9 protein-coding genes are annotated in these 19,317 nt (G+C 42.2%); 5 read left to right on the top strand and 4 right to left on the bottom strand.

Annotation, left to right across the window (positions count from 1 at the left end; all coding sequences use genetic code 11):
* Positions 1-3 precede the first annotated feature (3 nt).
* The 3 genes from BLS59_RS15495 to BLS59_RS15485 all read left to right on the top strand — a co-directional run bounded on the left by BLS59_RS15495 (position 4) and on the right by BLS59_RS15485 (position 5,506).
* Positions 4-1,830, top strand: coding sequence for a RagB/SusD family nutrient uptake outer membrane protein (locus tag BLS59_RS15495; protein WP_091150191.1), 1,827 nt, complete (start codon positions 4-6; stop codon positions 1,828-1,830).
* Between the two features lie 131 nt (positions 1,831-1,961).
* The gene (locus BLS59_RS15490) at positions 1,962-4,100 is read left to right on the top strand and encodes a glycoside hydrolase family 97 protein (protein WP_091150189.1); all 2,139 of its coding nucleotides are present in this window, start codon (positions 1,962-1,964) and stop codon (positions 4,098-4,100) included.
* A gap of 146 nt (positions 4,101-4,246) precedes the next feature.
* A complete protein-coding gene (locus tag BLS59_RS15485) occupies positions 4,247-5,506 on the top strand; it encodes a glycoside hydrolase family 99 protein (RefSeq protein WP_091150188.1) in 1,260 nt (419 codons plus the stop codon).
* Here BLS59_RS15485 and BLS59_RS15480 read toward each other — a convergent pair whose 3' ends face one another.
* The 4 genes from BLS59_RS15480 to BLS59_RS15465 form a co-directional block, all read right to left on the bottom strand.
* Positions 5,507-6,277: a GLPGLI family protein gene (locus BLS59_RS15480; protein ID WP_091150239.1), complete on the bottom strand. Its 771-nt coding sequence runs from the start codon at positions 6,275-6,277 to the stop codon at positions 5,507-5,509. It abuts the gene before it with no gap.
* A gap of 2 nt (positions 6,278-6,279) precedes the next feature.
* A complete protein-coding gene (locus BLS59_RS15475; RefSeq protein ID WP_091150187.1) occupies positions 6,280-8,967 on the bottom strand; it encodes a TonB-dependent receptor in 2,688 nt (895 codons plus the stop codon).
* Positions 8,968-9,143: 176 nt separating this feature from the next.
* The gene (locus BLS59_RS15470) at positions 9,144-9,917 is read right to left on the bottom strand and encodes a GLPGLI family protein (protein WP_091150186.1); all 774 of its coding nucleotides are present in this window, start codon (positions 9,915-9,917) and stop codon (positions 9,144-9,146) included.
* Between the two features lie 5 nt (positions 9,918-9,922).
* Complete coding sequence (locus BLS59_RS15465; protein WP_091150185.1) at positions 9,923-12,733, bottom strand: outer membrane beta-barrel family protein; 2,811 nt, start codon at positions 12,731-12,733, stop codon at positions 9,923-9,925.
* 427 nt (positions 12,734-13,160) lie between these two features.
* Here BLS59_RS15465 and BLS59_RS15460 point away from each other — a divergent pair, with 427 nt between their 5' ends.
* Together BLS59_RS15460 and BLS59_RS15455 are read left to right on the top strand one after the other, a co-directional pair.
* Positions 13,161-15,737, top strand: coding sequence for a Kelch repeat-containing protein (locus BLS59_RS15460; RefSeq protein WP_143014137.1), 2,577 nt, complete (start codon positions 13,161-13,163; stop codon positions 15,735-15,737).
* Positions 15,738-16,154: 417 nt separating this feature from the next.
* The gene (locus tag BLS59_RS15455) at positions 16,155-19,307 is read left to right on the top strand and encodes a SusC/RagA family TonB-linked outer membrane protein (protein WP_091150183.1); all 3,153 of its coding nucleotides are present in this window, start codon (positions 16,155-16,157) and stop codon (positions 19,305-19,307) included.
* Positions 19,308-19,317 lie beyond the last annotated feature (10 nt).

The following is a 19,317-nucleotide window of genomic DNA, read 5'->3' as shown; positions in this document are numbered from 1 at the left end:
GAAATGTATAAGAAAATATATATAGCAATACTGGCACTGTCAATAGTATCGGGTTGTAAAAAGAGTCCCCTGAATGTTGCACCTACGGATAAGTACTCAACCAATGCCTATCCGCAAAGTATAGCCGATTTAAACAGCGTACTGGCGGCGGGTTATTCAAACCTGCGCGATCAGAATTATCTGGGCTTTAACTTTTTGCCAAAGGCATTATCAAACAGTATGCACACCGTAAACTCCATGTATGGCGGCGATGCTGGTTGGAACGAAATGGCCAATACCAACCTGTCCATCACCAACTCGTTTTCTACCGGTGCGTGGAAAACCCTTTTTACAGGTGTAAAAAACTGTAATACAACAATTGCCGCAGTTGCATTTTTTAATGCCCATTACGCTAAAGCAACTGATAAAGCCGATGCCGACGCTATACTTGGACAGGCTTACTTTTTACGCGGTTACTACTACATGCAGCTGGAAACCTTATTTGGTGAAAGCTACATATCTGCCGGCGGTGCTGGCGGCGATAAATTGGGCGTGCCTATTTATGATGTTTCTCCTACTGATCTGGCCGGTACGCAAAAGGCCCGTTCAAGCGTAAAAGAGGTTTGGGATTTAATTGAAAACGACCTTAAAAAATCCGCCGATCTGTTGAAAGGCAAAGTTTGGACAGGTAATGATATTGGTCGTGTTACTGAGTGGAGCGCTAAAGGCCAGTTAGGTAAGGCCTATGTATATACCCAGGATTGGACAAATGCCAAAACCACTTTACTTGATGTTATACAGCACAGCGGCAAATCGTTAATGCCGTTCAGCAAATACAGCGACGCGTTTGGCGGCAACACAGCCAATGAGTTTAATGAAGAATCGTTGTTTGAGCTTAATATCGATAACGACTCAAAAGGTGGGTACGGTATTTACAGCGATGCGGCCAACGCTACAGCCATTAATGGACTGATATGGGCACCATGGGCATTAGGCGGCGATGGTAAGGTAGAAAACGCCTTTGCGCTGGGTTATGGTAACGAGTTTATGCACGATCAGAATGTGCTGCGTTTCGGCTATCCTTTGGGCACGGCCTATAATCTGGTCAATAATCCTAAATACACCGGCAAAGATCCAAGTTATGCCAATCCGGAGAAAATTATGGACCCTGCTTATAAAACACAGGCTGCATTGGTACGCACGGCCAAAACCGCCGATCCGCGCCTGTATGTGAACGGTATTCAACCCTGGTTAGATTCATTAAAGTTTGATGGTGTGCATTGGGCGCCTGCCGCAAAACCCAACGGGCTGGCTAATAATACCGATGTATACGGATGGAGCGTAAGAAAATACGCGCCCACCTTGTACAACGAAGGCAATGGCAACGGCAATGCGCCCACCAATTCAATTGCCGATGCCTGGAACTTTTACCTGCTGCGTTTAGCCGATGTATACCTGTTATATGCCGAAGCCGCTAAAGGATCAGGTGATGTGGGTACCGCGCTTGAATATTTAAATAAGGTAAAACGCAGGGCTTATAATTTGCCAATAGATGCGGCATCGCCTATTGATTATAAATCATTAACCGATAAAACATCGGCCATAAATGACCCGGTGCTTGGCAACAACCCTTTATACTACGAGCGTTGGGCCGAGCTGTTTAACGAAGGCAGCTGGTGGTTTGACGTTTGCCGCTGGCGCATAGGTAAATCAGAAGCAACCTATTACAAAACTGCAATGAATTTGAGCGGTAATTTCCAATGGGACGACAGCAAATCATACGTATGGCCCATCCCGCTTGACGAAATTAATTCTAACGGTAAAATTGTACAAAGCGCGGGCTATAAATAGCAGATCTCAACTTAAAGTGTAAGGCCATTAATGGCTTTACACTTTTATTCCTCATAGCGATAAGAGGCCGTGGACAACTATTGCCCTGTTCGGCATGGCGCGCTTGCGCTTTATCCATAACAAAATCATAAATGAAAAAAGTATATATATACCTGCTAAGCTGCACCCTGTCTGTTAGCGCGCTTGCGCAGGATAAAAACATTACCGCAAGCCAGGGTAAAGTTAAGCTTGAGTTTACAACTGATGCACAAGGCCACCCGCAATACAGCGTTAGTTTTAACCAGCAGGCCATAGTAAAGCCATCACGGTTGGGTATTAAGTTATTGAATGACACAGGTTTTGATGAGCATTTACAGGTAATCAACACCGAAACAATTAATGTAGATGAACTTTGGAAACCTGTTTGGGGTGAAGTGAGCGTGATCCGCAATCATTACCAGCAGCTCACGGTTCATCTTAAACAACAGGATGCACCCGGCAGGTTACTGGATATCATTTTCAGGGTGTTTGATGATGGTGTGGGCTTTCGTTATGAATTTCCAAAACAGCCAAACCTGCGGTATTTTACCGTTACAGACGAGCTTACCCAGTTTGCCCTTACCGGCGATCACAAAACCTTTTGGATCCCTGGGGATTATGACAGCAACGAGTATAGTTATACCACCTCAAAATTAAGTGAGGTTGATGCCTGGGTGCCTTACAAAGCCGCTACAGATATTGCGGTGCGTGTAGTGCCGGATCAGTACGCCGTACAAACCCCACTGATGATGAAAACCGCTGGCGGCCTGTACATCAACATTCATGAGGCCGCGCTGGTAAATTATACCTCTATGCAGCTGCACGTGGATAGGGCAAGCTATACCTTATCGGCCAATTTAGTGCCCGATGCCGTGGGGAATAAGGCTTATATGGCAGCCCCATGCAAAACGCCCTGGCGCACCATTATAGTGAGTGATAGGGCGGCAGATATCTTGTCGTCCAAACTGATCCTCAACCTTAATGAACCATCTAAAATTCAGGATCCATCCTACATAAAACCTATGAAATTTGTGGGTGTATGGTGGGAAATGCAAACCGGAAAAAGCACCTGGAACTACGCCAATAGTATAAACGATGTAGATGCCAGCGGCGCCCTTAAGCCAAGCGGTAAACATGGCGCAAACACCGCCAACGTAAAGCATTATATTGATTTCGCCGCCAAAAATGGTATCGGCGGGGTGCTGGTGGAGGGCTGGAACCGTGGCTGGGAAGAATGGTTTGGCAACTGGACCGAACATGTATTTGATTTTGCCACCCCTTACCCCGATTTTGATGTTAAGGAACTAAGCAGCTACGCCGCACAAAAAGGGGTTAAAATGATCATGCACAATGAAACCTCGGGCTCGGCAACAGACTATGAACGCCAGATGGACACTGCTTTTCGTTTTATGAACAAGTTTGGTTATCCGGCGGTAAAAACCGGTTATGTAGGTAAGATCATCCCTCGTGGCGAACATCATGACGGGCAATGGATGGTTGAGCACTACATTCGCGTGGCCCAGAAATCCGCCGACCACCAGGTGATGCTGGATGCACATGAGCCGGTAAGGCCCACTGGCCTCTCACGCACCTATCCTAACTGGATGGCAAGTGAGGCTGGTCGCGGTAATGAATATAACGCTTTTAGCAATGGCAATAATCCCGAGCATGAAACCATAATGCCCTTTACCCGCCTCATGGGTGGCCCTATGGATTATACCCCCGGTATTTTTAAATTAAAAGGCTACGCTGCCGGTGTACCCGACAGGCAGGTGCATACTACGTTAGCCAAACAACTGGCGCTTTACGTTACCATGTATAGTCCGCTGCAAATGGCTGCCGACCTAACCGAAAACTACGAGCAACACATGGATGCTTTCCAGTTTATAAAGGATGTTGCGGTTGATTGGGACGATACCAAAATTATTGAAGCCGAACCCGGCGATTACGTCACCATTGCCCGTAAAGAGAAGGGCGCTGCAAACTGGTTTATTGGTTCGGTTACCGATGAAAATGGCCGCAAGGCAGTTATCCCACTATCATTTTTGGATAAAGGCAAAAAGTATATAGCCACTATTTATGCAGATGCCGATAATGCCGACTGGAAAATAAATCCCGAGGCCTACCAGATCCATACCTACCTGGTTAATGCCGGTACAAAGCTGAATATAACACTCGCAAAAGGTGGCGGCGCGGCCATCAGTATAAAACCTGCAACAAGCAATGTTAAAGGGTTGAAAATGTATAAATAAATTAAATCTTATAAATCACCTCCCGCGAGCTTGTAGCTCGTGGGGCGCATGGTTTAAGCCTCCGGCTTAATTCAGCTGAAAGCTGAAACCCGTATACCCAGGAGCTACAAGCTCGTGGGAGATTGGAATATTAAATCTTGTAAATTATGTATAAATACCTTTCCGTTGTTTCTGTTTTGGTTTTGCTGTTAAGCTGTTCAAAAAGCAGCTCCACACCAGCGCCGGTTATTGATCCTGTTATCACTAAGCCAATTGATACGGCCGTTGTGGTTAAAACTACGGCAAAGCCGGTTGTAAAAACCAACAGCCAAAAGGTATTTGTACACTATATGCCCTGGTTTGAGGATAAAACAACATCGGGTACGGGCAAGTGGGGGCAACACTGGACAATGGCCAATCAAAACCCGGATGTGATAACTAATGGCCGCCGACAAATCGCCTCGCATTATTACCCCCTGACCGGCCCCTATGCCAGTTCTGACCGGGATATTATAGACTATCAATTATTGCTGATGAAGTATGCCGGCATCGACGGTGTAATTGCAGATTGGAACGGTACCCACAATGTTTATGATTATCCGCTCATCAAGAGAAATACAGATAGTTTATTTAGCCGGATACCTGGTGCAGGCCTGCAATTCAGTATCTGTTATGAAGATGCCTCGCTGGTAAATGTACAAAAGGTGGCCGGTACGGATATGGTAACGGCGGCTAAACAGGATATGGCCTACCTGCAATCACAATATTTTAAAAGTAGTACGTATATCAGCATAAATAGTCAGCCGCTGTTGCTTTGCTTCGGTCCGCAGGGGTTAAAGTCGGCAACTGAGTGGCAGCAGGCTTTCGCTGATCTGACCACCAAGCCCCGTTTGCTCTCCTTACTTTACCAGGGAGATGTTACCGGAAGCGCGGGCGGCGGCGAGTTTTTTTGGGTAGGCGCGTCAGATCCCGCACCTATAAATGATTTTTACAATAACCGGAGTAAAACGCTGGCGACTGCATTTGCGGGTGCCTATCCCGGTTTTCATGATTTTTACAAAGAGGGCGGCTGGGGTAATAACCTGTTCACTATTGCCAACAACGGTACCACTACATTGCAAAACACCCTCAACCTGGCCAAAAACAGCAAACTCCCATACCTGCAGCTCATCACCTGGAACGACTATGGCGAGGGAACCATCATTGAACCAACACTTGATTTTAACTTCGATTATTTGATAACCATACAGCAATACACCGGTGTAAAATATACCCATATCGAACTGGAACTGATATACAAATGGTATACGTTGCGCAAAAAGTTCTTGGGTAATATGGCAGCTCAGCAAAAGCTTACGCAGGCTTATAACTACCTGGCCTCGCTGGATGTGGATAAGGCCGCGGATATCATTAACGGGTTAAATTAACTATAGTAAATATCCCTTTAGCGCGACAATGGCATAATCGCCCCATGATTTTATTACTTTCATAATATCATCATACAGCCCCTGGTTGTTTACTGGTTTGCCTTGTTTGGGTGGCGTGAGTGTTTTACTGTCGATGGTGGAATCGGTTACTTTGGTTGCAAACCAGGTTACGTTTTCATGGGGGACGGCTACGCCTAATATCATCCCAGGCAAGCCGGCGAATGATTCGGGGCCGCCGGATACGGGGATCTCGCCGGTGTAAAAAGCTACCACATAAACAGAATCGAGTACAAGACCATTAGCCCTGCGACAGGTGTAACCTGCAATTACCCGGGTTTCATCAGTTATTTTCCATTTTATTTTGCGGATGCTGTCGGTTACCAAAAATGTACGCTCAAAAAACTCTTTCTGAATAATGCTTATACCATTATTAAAATCGTTGTAAATAATATTAAGCTGGTTAGCCATCGGGCTATCGTAATTATACCAAACAGATTCTTCGGGCTTAACCGGGGTAAATAGGGACGTATTATTTCCAAAAATGAGGATGCTTTTTAGTTTTCTAAACTGGGGCTCACGTTTTATATACTCGTCGTAATAATATTTCGCATCTGGCGTGCTTTTGGTAACCTTCTTTTTTACCAGGGCAAACATATTGGCCGTGCGTTCATACTCAATGGTACCGCTGGTGGTAAAGTGTTTGTTTTGGGCAAATGCTGCATCGGCATTAAGTATAAATAAACAAGTGAAAAATAGCAGGGTATGTTTCATGATCATTGTTTTTGCTTCTCCTTTCCAAATTTGCTAAAGTCCCATGAAACGGAAAAAAGGATGTTTCTTCTGATAATGGTATTTCGGCTTTCCGTGAAATTGCCGGATGTGCCGTCGCGGCTGTAGCCGGTATTCTGGTTCAACAAGTCGTTACCGGTAATGGCCATCTTCAGGCTCTCATCTTTTAAGAGGGATTTGCCGACGTACGATTTTAACAGCGTTTTTCTGAAATCGCGGTCAAATGCCTGTGTTTTTGCGTTGTATTGATAACTACATTCCGATCCCATATAAAAGCCACCCGGCAGCTTCACAAAATAATTTGCATCGGCAGAAAAGCCATAGCTGTTATTATTTACCGATTGCAGTGATGTTGTATTTACCGTGTAAGTTGGGCCCGCGCCAAAACCAAAAGAGTGGCTCGCCTTGTTTTTTGAAAAGCTTATCCGTGGTGAGTATGTGGTAGCTTTGGCTTCGTTTAGCTGGTTGTTGATGTAATTGTAATAGGTACTGCCATTAGCGTTAAAATCTAAATAAATCACGCCTTCTATCTTTGGTATGTTGCCGTAAAACTCGATGCTTGTTTCCCAATTAAATGGTTGCTTGTTTTTAAGGTTCGACCATTGTGACGTACTTACACCTGTCGAATCTGTTATACGATTGCTGATAATGGTATTTATAGTATTCGAGTATGAAGTGCGGAAGTTGATTCCCCTGTCATAAGATGCCTGGTATAACCTGTAATTAAAACTAAGCGAGTTTCCAAATTGTGGTTTAAGCCCTGGGTTACCTAATTTAATATTTAGTGGGTCGTTATTTTGCTTTAGCGGTTGCAACTGGTCAATTGAAGGCTGGCTGGTACCTCCTGAATAACTAATGTTTATGGAAGCAGATTTATTTAATTGATAAGAGCCCGAAAAACCGGGCCGCCAGTTTATAAATGTACGGGTGAGGGTGGTATCAACAACTTGGTCTGTTTGCTTAAAATTTGACGAGGAAAACTCCATGCTAAACTGCAGGGTGGTTTTTGGAGTATAGTAATTTATATTTGCCCCATAGATGTTTGTAAGCTTTTTTACGGTGAAGTTGCTGCTTAAGGTATTGTCGGGCAGGTCATATTCGCCGGATGCAGATTTATTGAACGACTGTTTATTATTGCGGCCATTTGATGAGTTGATGTTGTAACTTGCCGATAGCGAAAGGCTTTTTGAGAGTGGTTCAGTGTATGATACGCCAGCGCCAACGTAATTATCCTTATCGCTATTGGGTTTATACTGATCTATATTGGTGGAGCTGTCGCGGACACCCTGGTCATTGTAATAGTTTAGGGCCGATTTTAAATTTTCTTTCCCGCTGCTCTCTGCATCCATTAGCTGCATATTCACAGAGATGCTACGCCCCTTCTTTTTAAAACGTTTATTATAATTTAAGTAGCTGCTTAATGCTTTATTATCGTTATCGCTGTTTGTGTTGTTGTTATTAGTATTTAGCAAAACGCCGTTACCGCGCAGGGTGGTAGTGATAGTTGTATTTGCAGATGTAATGTGACTTGCCTCTGCGTTTATACTTACATCTATTTCTGAGGTTGTGTCAATTTTAGTATTATAGCTTAAATCAATACCCTGGTTAAAACTGGAGTTATGAAAGGTTTTGTCGGTATTGGTTGTGTTATAGTTACCCGGTAAATTGTTTTGGGTTAGCGTGTTACCCGTACCATTGATATTTACGGTGCTAATCCTGTAATCGGTGTTAAATGACTGTTTTTCCTTATCCCAGGTGCTATTATAATGGAGGCCGCCACTACGCTCCAAGGGAATACCTACTCCTCCGTATCCGCTGCTGCCATTTAACCCCGGTTTGCCCATGTTGTTGATGCTGCCAAAAATGGCAAATTTTTCTTTGTCATTAAATTTATTAAACATGGCCTGCCCCAGATAGTAGTTATGAGTACCGTAGTCGGCCTCCGTTTTTCCAAATATTCCTCTTTTTTTGTCTTCCCTTAGTTGGATGTTAACGGTTTTTACCTTTACGCCATCCTCAATACCGGTACGTATGGCGTTCTCGCTTTTTTTATCGTAAACCTGTACTTTGTTAACCATATCTGCCCGCAGGTTTTTGGTTATCAGGGTTGGGTCGTCTTTAAAAAACTCTTCACCATCAATCAGTATCTTATCAACAGCTACGCCCTGAAAAGTGACCTTTCCGTTCTGGTCAACCCGCATACCTTGTAGTTGCTTCAGCAGGTCTTCTATCTTGGCGTTTTTTTGTGTGATGTAGGCGGCGGCGTTAAACTCGGTGGTATCGCCTTTTATCTTTATGGCAGCTACCTTGGCTTTAATAATTACCTCGTTAAGCAATTTTGATTGCAGGATCATGTTAATACGGCCAAATTCGTGCACGGTGTGTGCCGAATCTAATATAAAATGATCTGTATAATCGGCATAGCCGGGGTAGCTTACCAGCAGCAGGTAATTGCCTTTTGCAAGGTTGTTTATGGCAAAACTGCCGCCTTTTGCATAGGTGTATTTTTGCAGGATTGAGTCTTTGGCATTAAGTACGCAAATAGTAGTATAATCCAGCTTTGAGGTTGAGGAAGTATCGGCAATGGTACCTTTTATGGAATAATTGTTTTGTGCAGATGCAGTAAAAGTATGCAGGCAAAATAATAACACTGCAATAATTGTGATCCTCATTAAGGTGGCTTGTAGGTTCAATATATAAACTAAATACCATGTGTAAAATGGATATTAGTATTTAATAAACAACATAACTGCGCTATGGCGTTAATATTGCAGACCAATAATAAAATAAAAATCCGGCATAAACATTTTATACCGGATCATATTAAATAATCTTTTTAATTTTTAAGCTACAGCGAAAATGCTTTTAAAGACAGCTGCGCGTAGGTACCCCAGTCCTTTAATGCGGATAGGAGGGTTTTGCTTAATTCTTTGTTGTTAACCACCTTGCCCTTTTTGGGTGGAACAAGTGTTTTTTCGTCAACCGCTATTTCGTTCACTTTTGTTGCAAACCAGCTGATGTTTTCATGCGGAATGGCTGCACCCAATATCATTCCAGGTAAACCGGTAAATGATTCTGGTCCGCCGGATACGGCTATGTCGTCGGTGTAAAAAGCTACCACATAAATGGAATCTAATATTACCGCGTTGGCCCTGCGGCAGGTAAAGCCTGCTATTTCACGGGTTTCGCTGGTTATTTTCCAGTTTATTTTGCGGGTGCTATCCTTCACTAAAAACACCTCTTCAAATACCTTTTTCTGGCAGGCGCTTGTGCCGGTTGCAAGGTCGGTAAAAATGGTGTTTGTTTGCTCGGCCATGGGCGTGCTAAAAAAGCTACCCCGCGAAGCTTCGGGCTCAATAGGTGTATATAGGGTTTTATTATCGCCGAAAGCCAGCGTGCTTTTTAGCTTTTTAAACTGCGGCTGTGTTTTTTTATAAGAGTCATAGGCCGATTGCATAAAGCCGTCGTCATTACCACTCATTTCCTTTTTTAACAAGGCAAACATGTTTATCGATTTTTCGAACTCAATAGTGCCCGTTGTTGTAAAATGCTTGTTTTGGGCAAATAGCATATTGCCGCTAAGTACAAAAAAGCAAATGATGAATATCAGTATGTGTTTCATGATAATTATTTTTTAGGTGTGCCGCCAACCATGTGATTAAAATCCCAGGTAACCGAAAGCATGAAGTATCTTTTAATAGATGTATAACGTTCCTGTGTAAATACGTTTGCCGTACCGTTACGGGTATAGCCTTTATTTTGGTTCAGTAAGTCATTACCGCTAACTGCAACCTTCAGGCTTTCGTCCTTCATGAACGACTTGGTGATATTGGCATTCAAGATAAAACGTTTAAAATCCTGATCAAAAGATGTTGTTTTGGCATTATATTGATAGTTGCCGTCAGACCCTACCTGGAATTTACCCGGCAGGTATATGTTAAATGACCCGTTTGCATTAAACCCACGACCGTTGTTGTTGGTAGTTTGTAATGATGATGAGTTAAGCGTGTAGGTAGGCCCGGCTGATATCCTGGCATCATATTTTTTCTGCACGTATTTTGATAAGCTAAACTGACCGGAATAGGTGTATGAGGTAGTTTTGTTTAATTGCGTACCGGTAAGCTCATAAGTGGCAAGGTTGTAATAGGTGCTTCCATTGGCGCTTGCTTCAAGCCCGGCATTCATTTCTCCAAATATTTTGCGGCCGTAATCTGCGTTGAAATATACATTTACTGTTTGTTTGCCATGCAGATTTGATGATTGATACGTACTGTTACCGGAATTATCTGTTGTTGTATTACTTACAATTGGGTTCATGGTGGTTGAATATGAGCCATTAACCCATATAGATTCGCCGCTTAATACTTTGTAGGAATTGTAGCTGGCGCTAAAACGGTTGCTAAACGATGGTTTTAAATTTGGATTTCCCAAAGTAATATTTAATGGATCGGTATTTACACGTACCGGCTGGATCTGATCGATAGTAGGCTGCGTGGTGTTACCATAATAACTTATCCTAACAGACCGCTGCTGCGAAAACCTGTACTGGAAGCTGGCCTGCGGAAACCAGTTAACAAAGTTACGTGTAATGATGCTGTTGGCGTTGTCGCTGTTAAACTCATCTATTTGTTTAAAGTTTACGGAAGATACTCTGGAACCGAAATAAACAGTGCTTTTGCCTTTTTTGTAATTGAACGAAAGGCCAAATTGATTTGATACCTGGTTAAGTTTAAAATCATTACTTAATGAGCTGTCAAGTGCGGTGTACTGGCCCGAGCTGGCTTTGTTAAACGAGCGCCTGTCTGATGTACCGTTGTTAATATTTACACCATAGTTTACAATGGCCGAAAATGCTTTGGTCAACGGTTCGGTGTAAGTCATATTTGAAGCAAATACATTGCTGAGTGTATTTGTGGTTTTAAACTGATCAACCACTTTGCTGCTGTCAAGCACTGCCTTGTCACTAAAATAATCTATTTCCGATTTTAAGTTGCCCTTAGTGTCATTTTTATTGTAGGCATCGCTTACGTTAAGCGAAAAGGTACGGCCCTTCTTTTTGAATTTTTTAGTATAAAAGGCACTTGCATTAAATATTTTTTGTGTTGCATCGTTATTTATCGTGCGGTTGTTGGTGTTTGAGCCGTTACTACGTACGCTCGTGGTATTATAAGTGTTATCGGTAGTACTGTTTTTGTCGGTACCGTCAACCATTATCTTCAGGTTAGATGTTGTATCTAATTTAATCTGATAAGTAGCATCCAGCTTTTGACGGAACATGTGGTTATTAAAAGTTTGATCAGTATTGCTATTGATATAATTTCCGGGCAGGTTGTTTTGGGTAAGGGTGTTTTTTGTGCCATCTACATCCAATGAACCTACTTTGTAATTGGTATTGATAGATTGCTTATCACCATTCCATTTGGTATCGTAGTGTAAGCCACCTGAGCGGGCTAAAGGAATACCCTCACCACTGTAACGGCCGTCGAAAGAATCTAGGTCATCATTGCCGCCGCCGCCAAAAATCATAATATCGCCGCCGTCGCCAAATTCAAAGTTGCCGCCGCCACCATATTTGCTATTATCTTCCCAACCCAGGCCAATTTTGCCGGTATTACCTATCGTACCGTAGGCCGAGAATTTTTCCTTGCCTTTGAACCTGTTAAACAGTATTTGCTCCTGGTAATATTTATCGGTACCACCTTCGGCGTCAATCTTGCCAAAGTAGCCGTTCTTTTTATCTTCTTTTAGCTTTATATTAATGGTCTTGGTTTTCTGCCCGTCGTCTATCCCGGTAAATGCAGCCTGATCGCTGGTTTTATCGTACAGCTGTACTTTGTCAACCATATCGGCACGCAGGTTTTTGGTTACCAGCGTGGGGTCATCGCCAAAAAACTCTTCGCCATCAACCAAAACCTTACTTACGGTTTGGCCTTGTGCTGTAATTTTGCCGTCCTTATCAACCTGTATTCCGGGCAGTTCCTTTAGCAGGTCTTCAACCTTGGCGTTGGGTTGTACGGTAAATGCTTTGGCGTTAAATTCGGTAGTGTCGCCCTTTATTTTAACGGCTGCGGCTTTTGCTTTAATAATAACTTCGGCAAGCAACTTGGATTTAAGGGTCATGCTAACCCGACCGAAATCATGCGAAACCTTTGTCGAGTCGAGCGTGAAGTGTTCTACGTAATCGGCATAACCCGAATAGGTGATCATTAGTATAAACTTTCCTTTTTTTAGATTGTTTATAGCAAAAGTGCCATCACTTACCCGCGTAAATTTTTGAAGGATAGAATCCTTTGCGTTTAAAATGGCCACTGTGGCGTTGGTGAGTTTCGCGTTTGATGCCGTATCGGCTACCGAACCCTTGATGGAATAACTATTTTGCGCAAAAACGGAAACCGTACAAAAGCAAAATATTATTAGTGCAGTAATTGTGATTTTCATAAAGGTTTTGAATGGAACCAAGGTATAACTAAAGATTTAGTATTCAAAAATATTTAACACATTGCGTGTAGATTTAACATTTAAGCATCAAAATTTAACATTTGAAACCATTGGTTGGTGGTGGGTACAGGATTTATCATATAATGTATTATTGGTGGCTATTTTTACAAGTATGGTAAGATATTAACATGGTTTTTGGCTCTGTTTTAACTATTGGGGTAATTATATACTGCTTGGTGATCGTAGGTTAATAGAGAGGGAATAATTACCATTTGATGTTGCTGATAGATGTGATTTGCATAAACCGTGAATACGGCTATAAGATGTTGTAACGGGATAAATGTTACACCGCCATTACTTAAAAAAAGTATAATTTAGCATTGTTTTTTAAGTGAGCCGAAACGTGGCTTATTTAGCACAACTTTAAATGTCGATGTTTAAAAAAAGAGAAATTTTAGGGCTTAATTTAAAGATATATAAGCTTGCATTTCTTTTTGTACTATTGTTCCCAGCCATTAAAGGCCATGCCCAGGGCTTGCAGTTTAACTCCAACGACAGTTTACTGAGCAGACGCACCTCCTACAACGTTTTTAACAATAACCTGCCAACCTTTTACGATCACTTCCTGGTGAGCTTTGATATGTCGTTATGGGATAACGAGCATTTGGGATATGTGTTTAATATTACCGATACAAAGAGCAACTCTTACAGTCTTACCTATATATACAACGGTTCGCCCACATTGAATTTTAACATTGATAGTAAAAGCACCAAGATCCAGATTCCGCTTAACCCGGTTTTGTTAAAGAAAAGGCAATGGATGCACGTTAAGGTGTATGTTGATTTAAAAGCCAATGAAGTAGGCATTTTAATAAACGGGCAGTGGTACAGGGCAAGCGATTTTGGCTTTGATAATACCATGACGGCTAGGATCATCTTTGGCAAAAACGAGCATTATTTTGATGTGCCCAATATGGCCATCAAAAATTTAACTATCAGCGATAAAAATCAAAATTTCAGGTTCCCGCTGAAAGAATGGAACGGCGAAAGCGTATATGATAACAAAGGAACTGCTGTTGGTACGGTAGATAATCCGGTTTGGCTTATTAACGAATCTTATTTCTGGACGCCGAAGCTGCACCGCAGTTTTGACGAGGTTGCCGGTATCAACTTTAATGAGCGCGATCAAAAACTGTTCATGTTCAAAAGCGATTCGCTGATCCTGTACGATGTGCAAAAAGATGTGGTATCGGCCAAAACTTACCAAAATAAATTACCCGTTACCATGCTTTTGGGTAAAAGCATTATCAATACCAAAGAGAATAAATGCTACTTATATGAAGTAATGCGCAGCCCCAAGCCGTCGCCCCGGATAGCCGCTCTGGATCTGGCAACCCTTAAATGGGATGTAGTTGGGCAAGGTAATATCAAAGAGCAAAGGCATCACCATAATATTTTTTACGATAAAGATCAGAATGATATTTACCTTTTTGGCGGCTACGGCTCCTTTTCCTATTATAACGACTTTTTTAAATACAACCGCGCTACAGATACATGGGACAAGATTTCTTTTACCGGCGATAAAATAAACCCCCGCTTTTTCTCGGGCTACAGCCAGGCCGATGCTAATAACGATGTGTACATATTTGGCGGTTACGGTAACCAATCGGGCAACCAGGTTGTGGGCGGCAAGCATTACTATGATTTGTACCGGGTTAACTTAACAAACCATACTATAAAAAAATGCTGGGAGATAAAACCCAACGGCGATGATTTTGTAGCGGCCAATAACCTTATTGTATCAAAGGATAAAAATTACTTTTATGCGCTTTGTTACGCACATGAAAAGCCGAAAACTAATTTAAGGCTGTATAAATTTGCGATAAAAGATGGCTCGTACGAGGTAGTAAGCGGTAATATCCCTGCCAAGGGCGAGCGTATTGAAACAGATATTAACCTGTTTTTTAATGCTAAGCAAAACCAGTTTTTTTGCACTATACAGGAATTTACTTCGCCATTAAATTCAACTGTACGGATATTGTCGCTGGCATCTCCGCCGGTAAGGCAGCAGGATTACGAGGCCTCGCAAAGGGTTGTAACACCGTCGCATAAACTATATAAGTACATTTTACTCGCCGTATTAGTGGTATTGGCAGCTCTTGGTGCGGTTTTATATGTTAAGCGGAAAAAGCCAAATGAAACAAACGCTGCGGAAGCCGCCGAAAATGATCTTGCGGTTATCCCTGTTCCTGTTAAGGACGAAGAGAAAAAAGCCAATGCGGTTTATTTATTGGGCGAGTTTACCGTGTACGATAAAAACAGCAAGGATATTACCTATTTGTTTAGCCCCAAAATTAAACAACTGTTTATCCTTATTTTGCTGAGCAGCAAGGATGAGGCGGGCGTAGTATCTAAACGGATCTCCACAACCTTATGGCCGGATAAAGATGTAGTTAAAACCAAAAATATAAAGGGTGTTACCATTAACCACCTGCGTAATATCCTGGCAGATATTGAAGGCATCGAACTCACGTTTTTAAATGATACCTATAGCTTTAAACTGGGCGACAACCTGTTTTGTGATTATTTTATAGTTAACGATGATATTAAAAAGGTAAATGCCCATGATAGCGCAGACGATCAGACGATCTTAAATCATTTTGACCTGATTGCCCGCGGTGGCTTACTGCAACATATTGCCGAAGGCTGGCTGGATGATATTAAGCTGGAGTATGAAGAGTCGCTGATGCCTTTTATATTACCCGAGGTTAAAAGGATCTACGAAACCGGAGATTTCAGAAAAGCGCTGGAGATTTCACGCGTAGTTTTACACATTGATCCGTTTAGCGACATTGCCATTAAATACAAGTTAAAAGCCCTGCGGCGGATAAAAGGTATAGACTTTGCCCGCAAAACCTACGACGAGTTTATCCACGAATACGAAAAATCATTAGGCGTTGAATACGCTATTCCTTTCGATAAGATCTGCACTAACAAAACTTAACGGCGGAGCAACAAACCTGTCTTTCGTTGATCTGTTTTATTGAGATAAACACCGCAATTGCCGCTACGTGGTATTACATTGCCGCTATTTTCACGATATTATTCTTCAGCGGGCTATCTCTGCACTATATGTTTCTTTCATAACGCAATTGGTATCGATTGCGCACTCACTTGCCGAAAAATGATGTTTAGGCATAAAAACCTGCTTTATGGTTTAATAAATGGGTTAAAATCGTCCTGGTTAATAAAATATTAAGTCTGTTAATCCTTTTTTTAACCCATTCTTTAATACGGGGTGGCCTAATATTGTACACCCAAATGAAAAGCATAAAATTTAGGTAGCCAGTATAACCAGCTCGCTAACTATGTGCCTATCTCCGGGACGAGTAACACAAACCTATTTTTAACAATCAATTTTATGAAGGAAATCTTTACCAATCATGGTGGATGCCGTGGCATCCATTATCCGGTTAAATTCAAAAAAGTGGTGCAGCATTGTATCGCTTCCCTTTTGTTTTTACTTATGTGCACTGCAGCTTTTGCACAAGGCAACAAAATAACGGGGGTGGTATCTGATGAAAAAGGACTGCCACTGCCCGGCGTAAGCGTTTTGCTTAAAGGCACCCAAAACGGAACAGTTACCGATGTTAACGGTAAATTCAACATTAACGCCACAGCTACCCAAACACTTGTTTTTACCTTTTTAGGTTACACGCCTAAAGAAGTTTTGGTGGGCGATCAAACAACCATTAACATATCAATGGCGCAAGCTTCTAATAGTATCAACGAGGTTGTAGTAGTAGGTTACGGTACGCAAAAAAAGGTATCCATCACAGGGTCGGTAGCCGCGGTAACCAGTAAAGATATCGTTACCACAAAAAACGAGAACGTATTGAATATGCTTACCGGTAAAGTTGCCGGTTTACGCATTGTACAAAACAGTGCCGAGCCGGGAAATTTTGATAACTCATTTGACATCCGTGGTTTTGGACAGCCGCTTGTGGTTATTGACGGTATCCCGCGTGATAATATTACCCGCCTTGATCCTAACGATATCGAAAGTGTATCGGTACTAAAAGATGGATCGGCAGCGGTTTACGGTGTACGTGCCGCAAACGGTGTAATTTTGGTTACCACCAAAAAAGGTAAAAAAGGAACGCTTGAACTTAACTACTCTGGCACATGGGGTATCGAAAAACCATCGGGATTACCTAAACCTGTTGGCGCCATTGATTTTATGACGCTGGTTAACGAGCAACAATTACATAACGTAAACGGCGGACAGATAAAATATACCGATGCCGATTTTGCTGCTTACCGTAATGGTACTAAACAAAGCACCGACTGGTATTCGCCGGTTATAAGCAACAGTGCGCCGCAATCACAGCATACCCTTAGTGCAACCGGTGGCAGCGACAATACTACCTATTTTATGAGTATGGGTATTACTAACCAGGATGGTTTCCTGAAAAGTGATGATCTTAAATACAAAAGATACAACCTGCGTTCAAACATCACCAGCAAAATAAGCAAGGATCTTACGGTTGATCTGAACCTGAATGCTACAATGGATCAAAAAGATCAGCCTTATCAGGATGCATGGTGGATCATCAGGTCGTTCTGGAGATCAGTGCCAACTCAATCTATCTATGCAAATAACAACCCTGCATATTTGCAAAACGGACAGGTTGATGGTACCAACCCTGTTGCACTTTCAAACTCCGATGTTAATGGTTACAAAACCCTTAACAATAAATGGTTCCAGTCATCAATTTCTGCTACCTATGCCGTTCCTTTTGTACCGGGGTTAAGCGCGAAAGGATTGTTTAGCTATGACTATTACATGTCAAGCAACAAGATCTATCAAAAGGCTTATAATTTATATGATTATGATGCTGCATCTAATGTTTACAAACCGGTACCTAACCAAACACCTGCTACTATCCAAAGGCAGTTTTATGAAAAACCGACAACTTTAACCCAATTATCGCTTAACTACACCAAAGCATTTAGAGGTGGCCATAATGTTACAGGTTTATTGCTTTATGAAGAAAGCGAAAGAACAGGCGATAACATCAACGCCCAGCGCGAATTATCATTACCGGTTGATCAATTATTAGCTGGTAACAGCTTCAACCAAGTTGGCTCAACGGATAGCGGTACCTTGTTTGATTTTGTAAATAAAGCAGTGATTGGGCGCGTTAATTATGACTATAACTCAAAATACCTTTTAGAGTTCAGTTTCAGACGTGACGGGTCTTCTTATTTTTCGCCGGCTAAACAATATGGTTTCTTCCCGGGCGGATCTATCGGATGGCGGATCTCGCAAGAGAACTTCTTTAAAAATTCATCAGCGCTTTCATTCGTTGATGAATTAAAATTACGCTTATCTTATGCCCAGGTGGGTGACGATAGCGCACTTTCTTATCAATTTCTTCAGGGGTACACTTATCCTGCAAGTGGTTCAAACAATCAACTCCCTCCAGGGTCGGTTTTTGACGGAACGTTTGTTAATGGTGTGCAAAGTAAGGGTATTGCCAACCCTAATTTAACATGGCAAAATGCGAAGCTATATAACATTGGTATCGACTTACAAGCCTGGAAAGGTTTACTGGGTTTAACCTTTGATGTATACAGGCGCGATAAAACCGGCGAATTTGCGACGAGAGCACTTAACTTTCCAAGTGTTGTAGGTGCCGATTTACCACAGGAAAATTTGAATAGCAGCCGTGTACAAGGTTTCGATTTTGAATTAAACCACCGCAACCACATTGGCGAGTTCAACTACTTCCTTAAAGCTACGTTTGCTTATAACCGCTTCACCCGTTTGCATAACGAGTCTGGCGCATATGGTAACTCACAGCTTAATTATCAGGGAAACCAAAATAACCGTTACCAGGGCATTTTATATGGCCAGGGTTCAAATGGGCAGTATACATCATACCAGGATATCCTGAACAGCCCGGTTTTTGTGAACCGCGGTACCGTAGTAGGCGATTACAAATATGAAGACTGGAATGGCGATGGTGTTATTAATGGTCAGGACGCTCACCCAATTGCTTACAATGGTGCACCCCTTATCAGTTATGGTTTAACCATTGGCGCATCATACAAAGGATTTGATTTTAATACCTTATGGCAAGGTGCTGCCGATGTTGACGTATCATACTTTGAGCAGTTAAACACGCCGCTATTTGGTGGAGGCAGTGCACTTACCCAATTCTTAGACAGGTACCATCCGGCCGATCCTAAAGCAGATCCATATGATCCAAATACTGTTTGGATTCCAGGTCATTATGCCTACACAGGGACAGTGGCAGATCAAAACTCTTTGGCTAACGTAGAGAGTGCTGCATACCTGAGGCTTAAAACCGCCGAGATTGGTTACAGCTTAACATCAGGCTTTGCTAAAAAGATAGGCATCAAAGGTGCCAGGGTGTTTTTGAATGGTTATAACGTATTTACCATAACCAAATTAAAATATCTTGATCCGGAGCACCCGTCAAGCACCTACGGTTATTTATACCCGTTAAATAAAATATTCTCATTAGGTGTAAATGTTAAATTATAATAAGCTTAAA

Origin of the sequence: Mucilaginibacter pineti, assembly GCF_900101875.1 — a bacterium.
GTDB lineage: Bacteria > Bacteroidota > Bacteroidia > Sphingobacteriales > Sphingobacteriaceae > Mucilaginibacter > Mucilaginibacter pineti.
Note: the sequence above shows the minus strand (reverse complement) of the source record. Positions and strands in the feature narration are given on the sequence as shown.

What these genes read in the sequence shown, in the direction of transcription:
- BLS59_RS15495 (WP_091150191.1), top strand. Translation starts at nt 4, where the DNA reads ATGTATAAGAAAATATATATAGCAATACTGGCACTGTCAATAGTATCG.
- BLS59_RS15490 (WP_091150189.1), top strand. Translation starts at nt 1,962, where the DNA reads ATGAAAAAAGTATATATATACCTGCTAAGCTGCACCCTGTCTGTTAGC.
- BLS59_RS15485 (WP_091150188.1), top strand. Translation starts at nt 4,247, where the DNA reads ATGTATAAATACCTTTCCGTTGTTTCTGTTTTGGTTTTGCTGTTAAGC.
- BLS59_RS15480 (WP_091150239.1), bottom strand. Translation starts at nt 6,277, where the DNA reads ATGAAACATACCCTGCTATTTTTCACTTGTTTATTTATACTTAATGCC.
- BLS59_RS15475 (WP_091150187.1), bottom strand. Translation starts at nt 8,967, where the DNA reads ATGAGGATCACAATTATTGCAGTGTTATTATTTTGCCTGCATACTTTT.
- BLS59_RS15470 (WP_091150186.1), bottom strand. Translation starts at nt 9,917, where the DNA reads ATGAAACACATACTGATATTCATCATTTGCTTTTTTGTACTTAGCGGC.
- BLS59_RS15465 (WP_091150185.1), bottom strand. Translation starts at nt 12,733, where the DNA reads ATGAAAATCACAATTACTGCACTAATAATATTTTGCTTTTGTACGGTT.
- BLS59_RS15460 (WP_143014137.1), top strand. Translation starts at nt 13,161, where the DNA reads ATGTCGATGTTTAAAAAAAGAGAAATTTTAGGGCTTAATTTAAAGATA.
- BLS59_RS15455 (WP_091150183.1), top strand. Translation starts at nt 16,155, where the DNA reads ATGAAGGAAATCTTTACCAATCATGGTGGATGCCGTGGCATCCATTAT.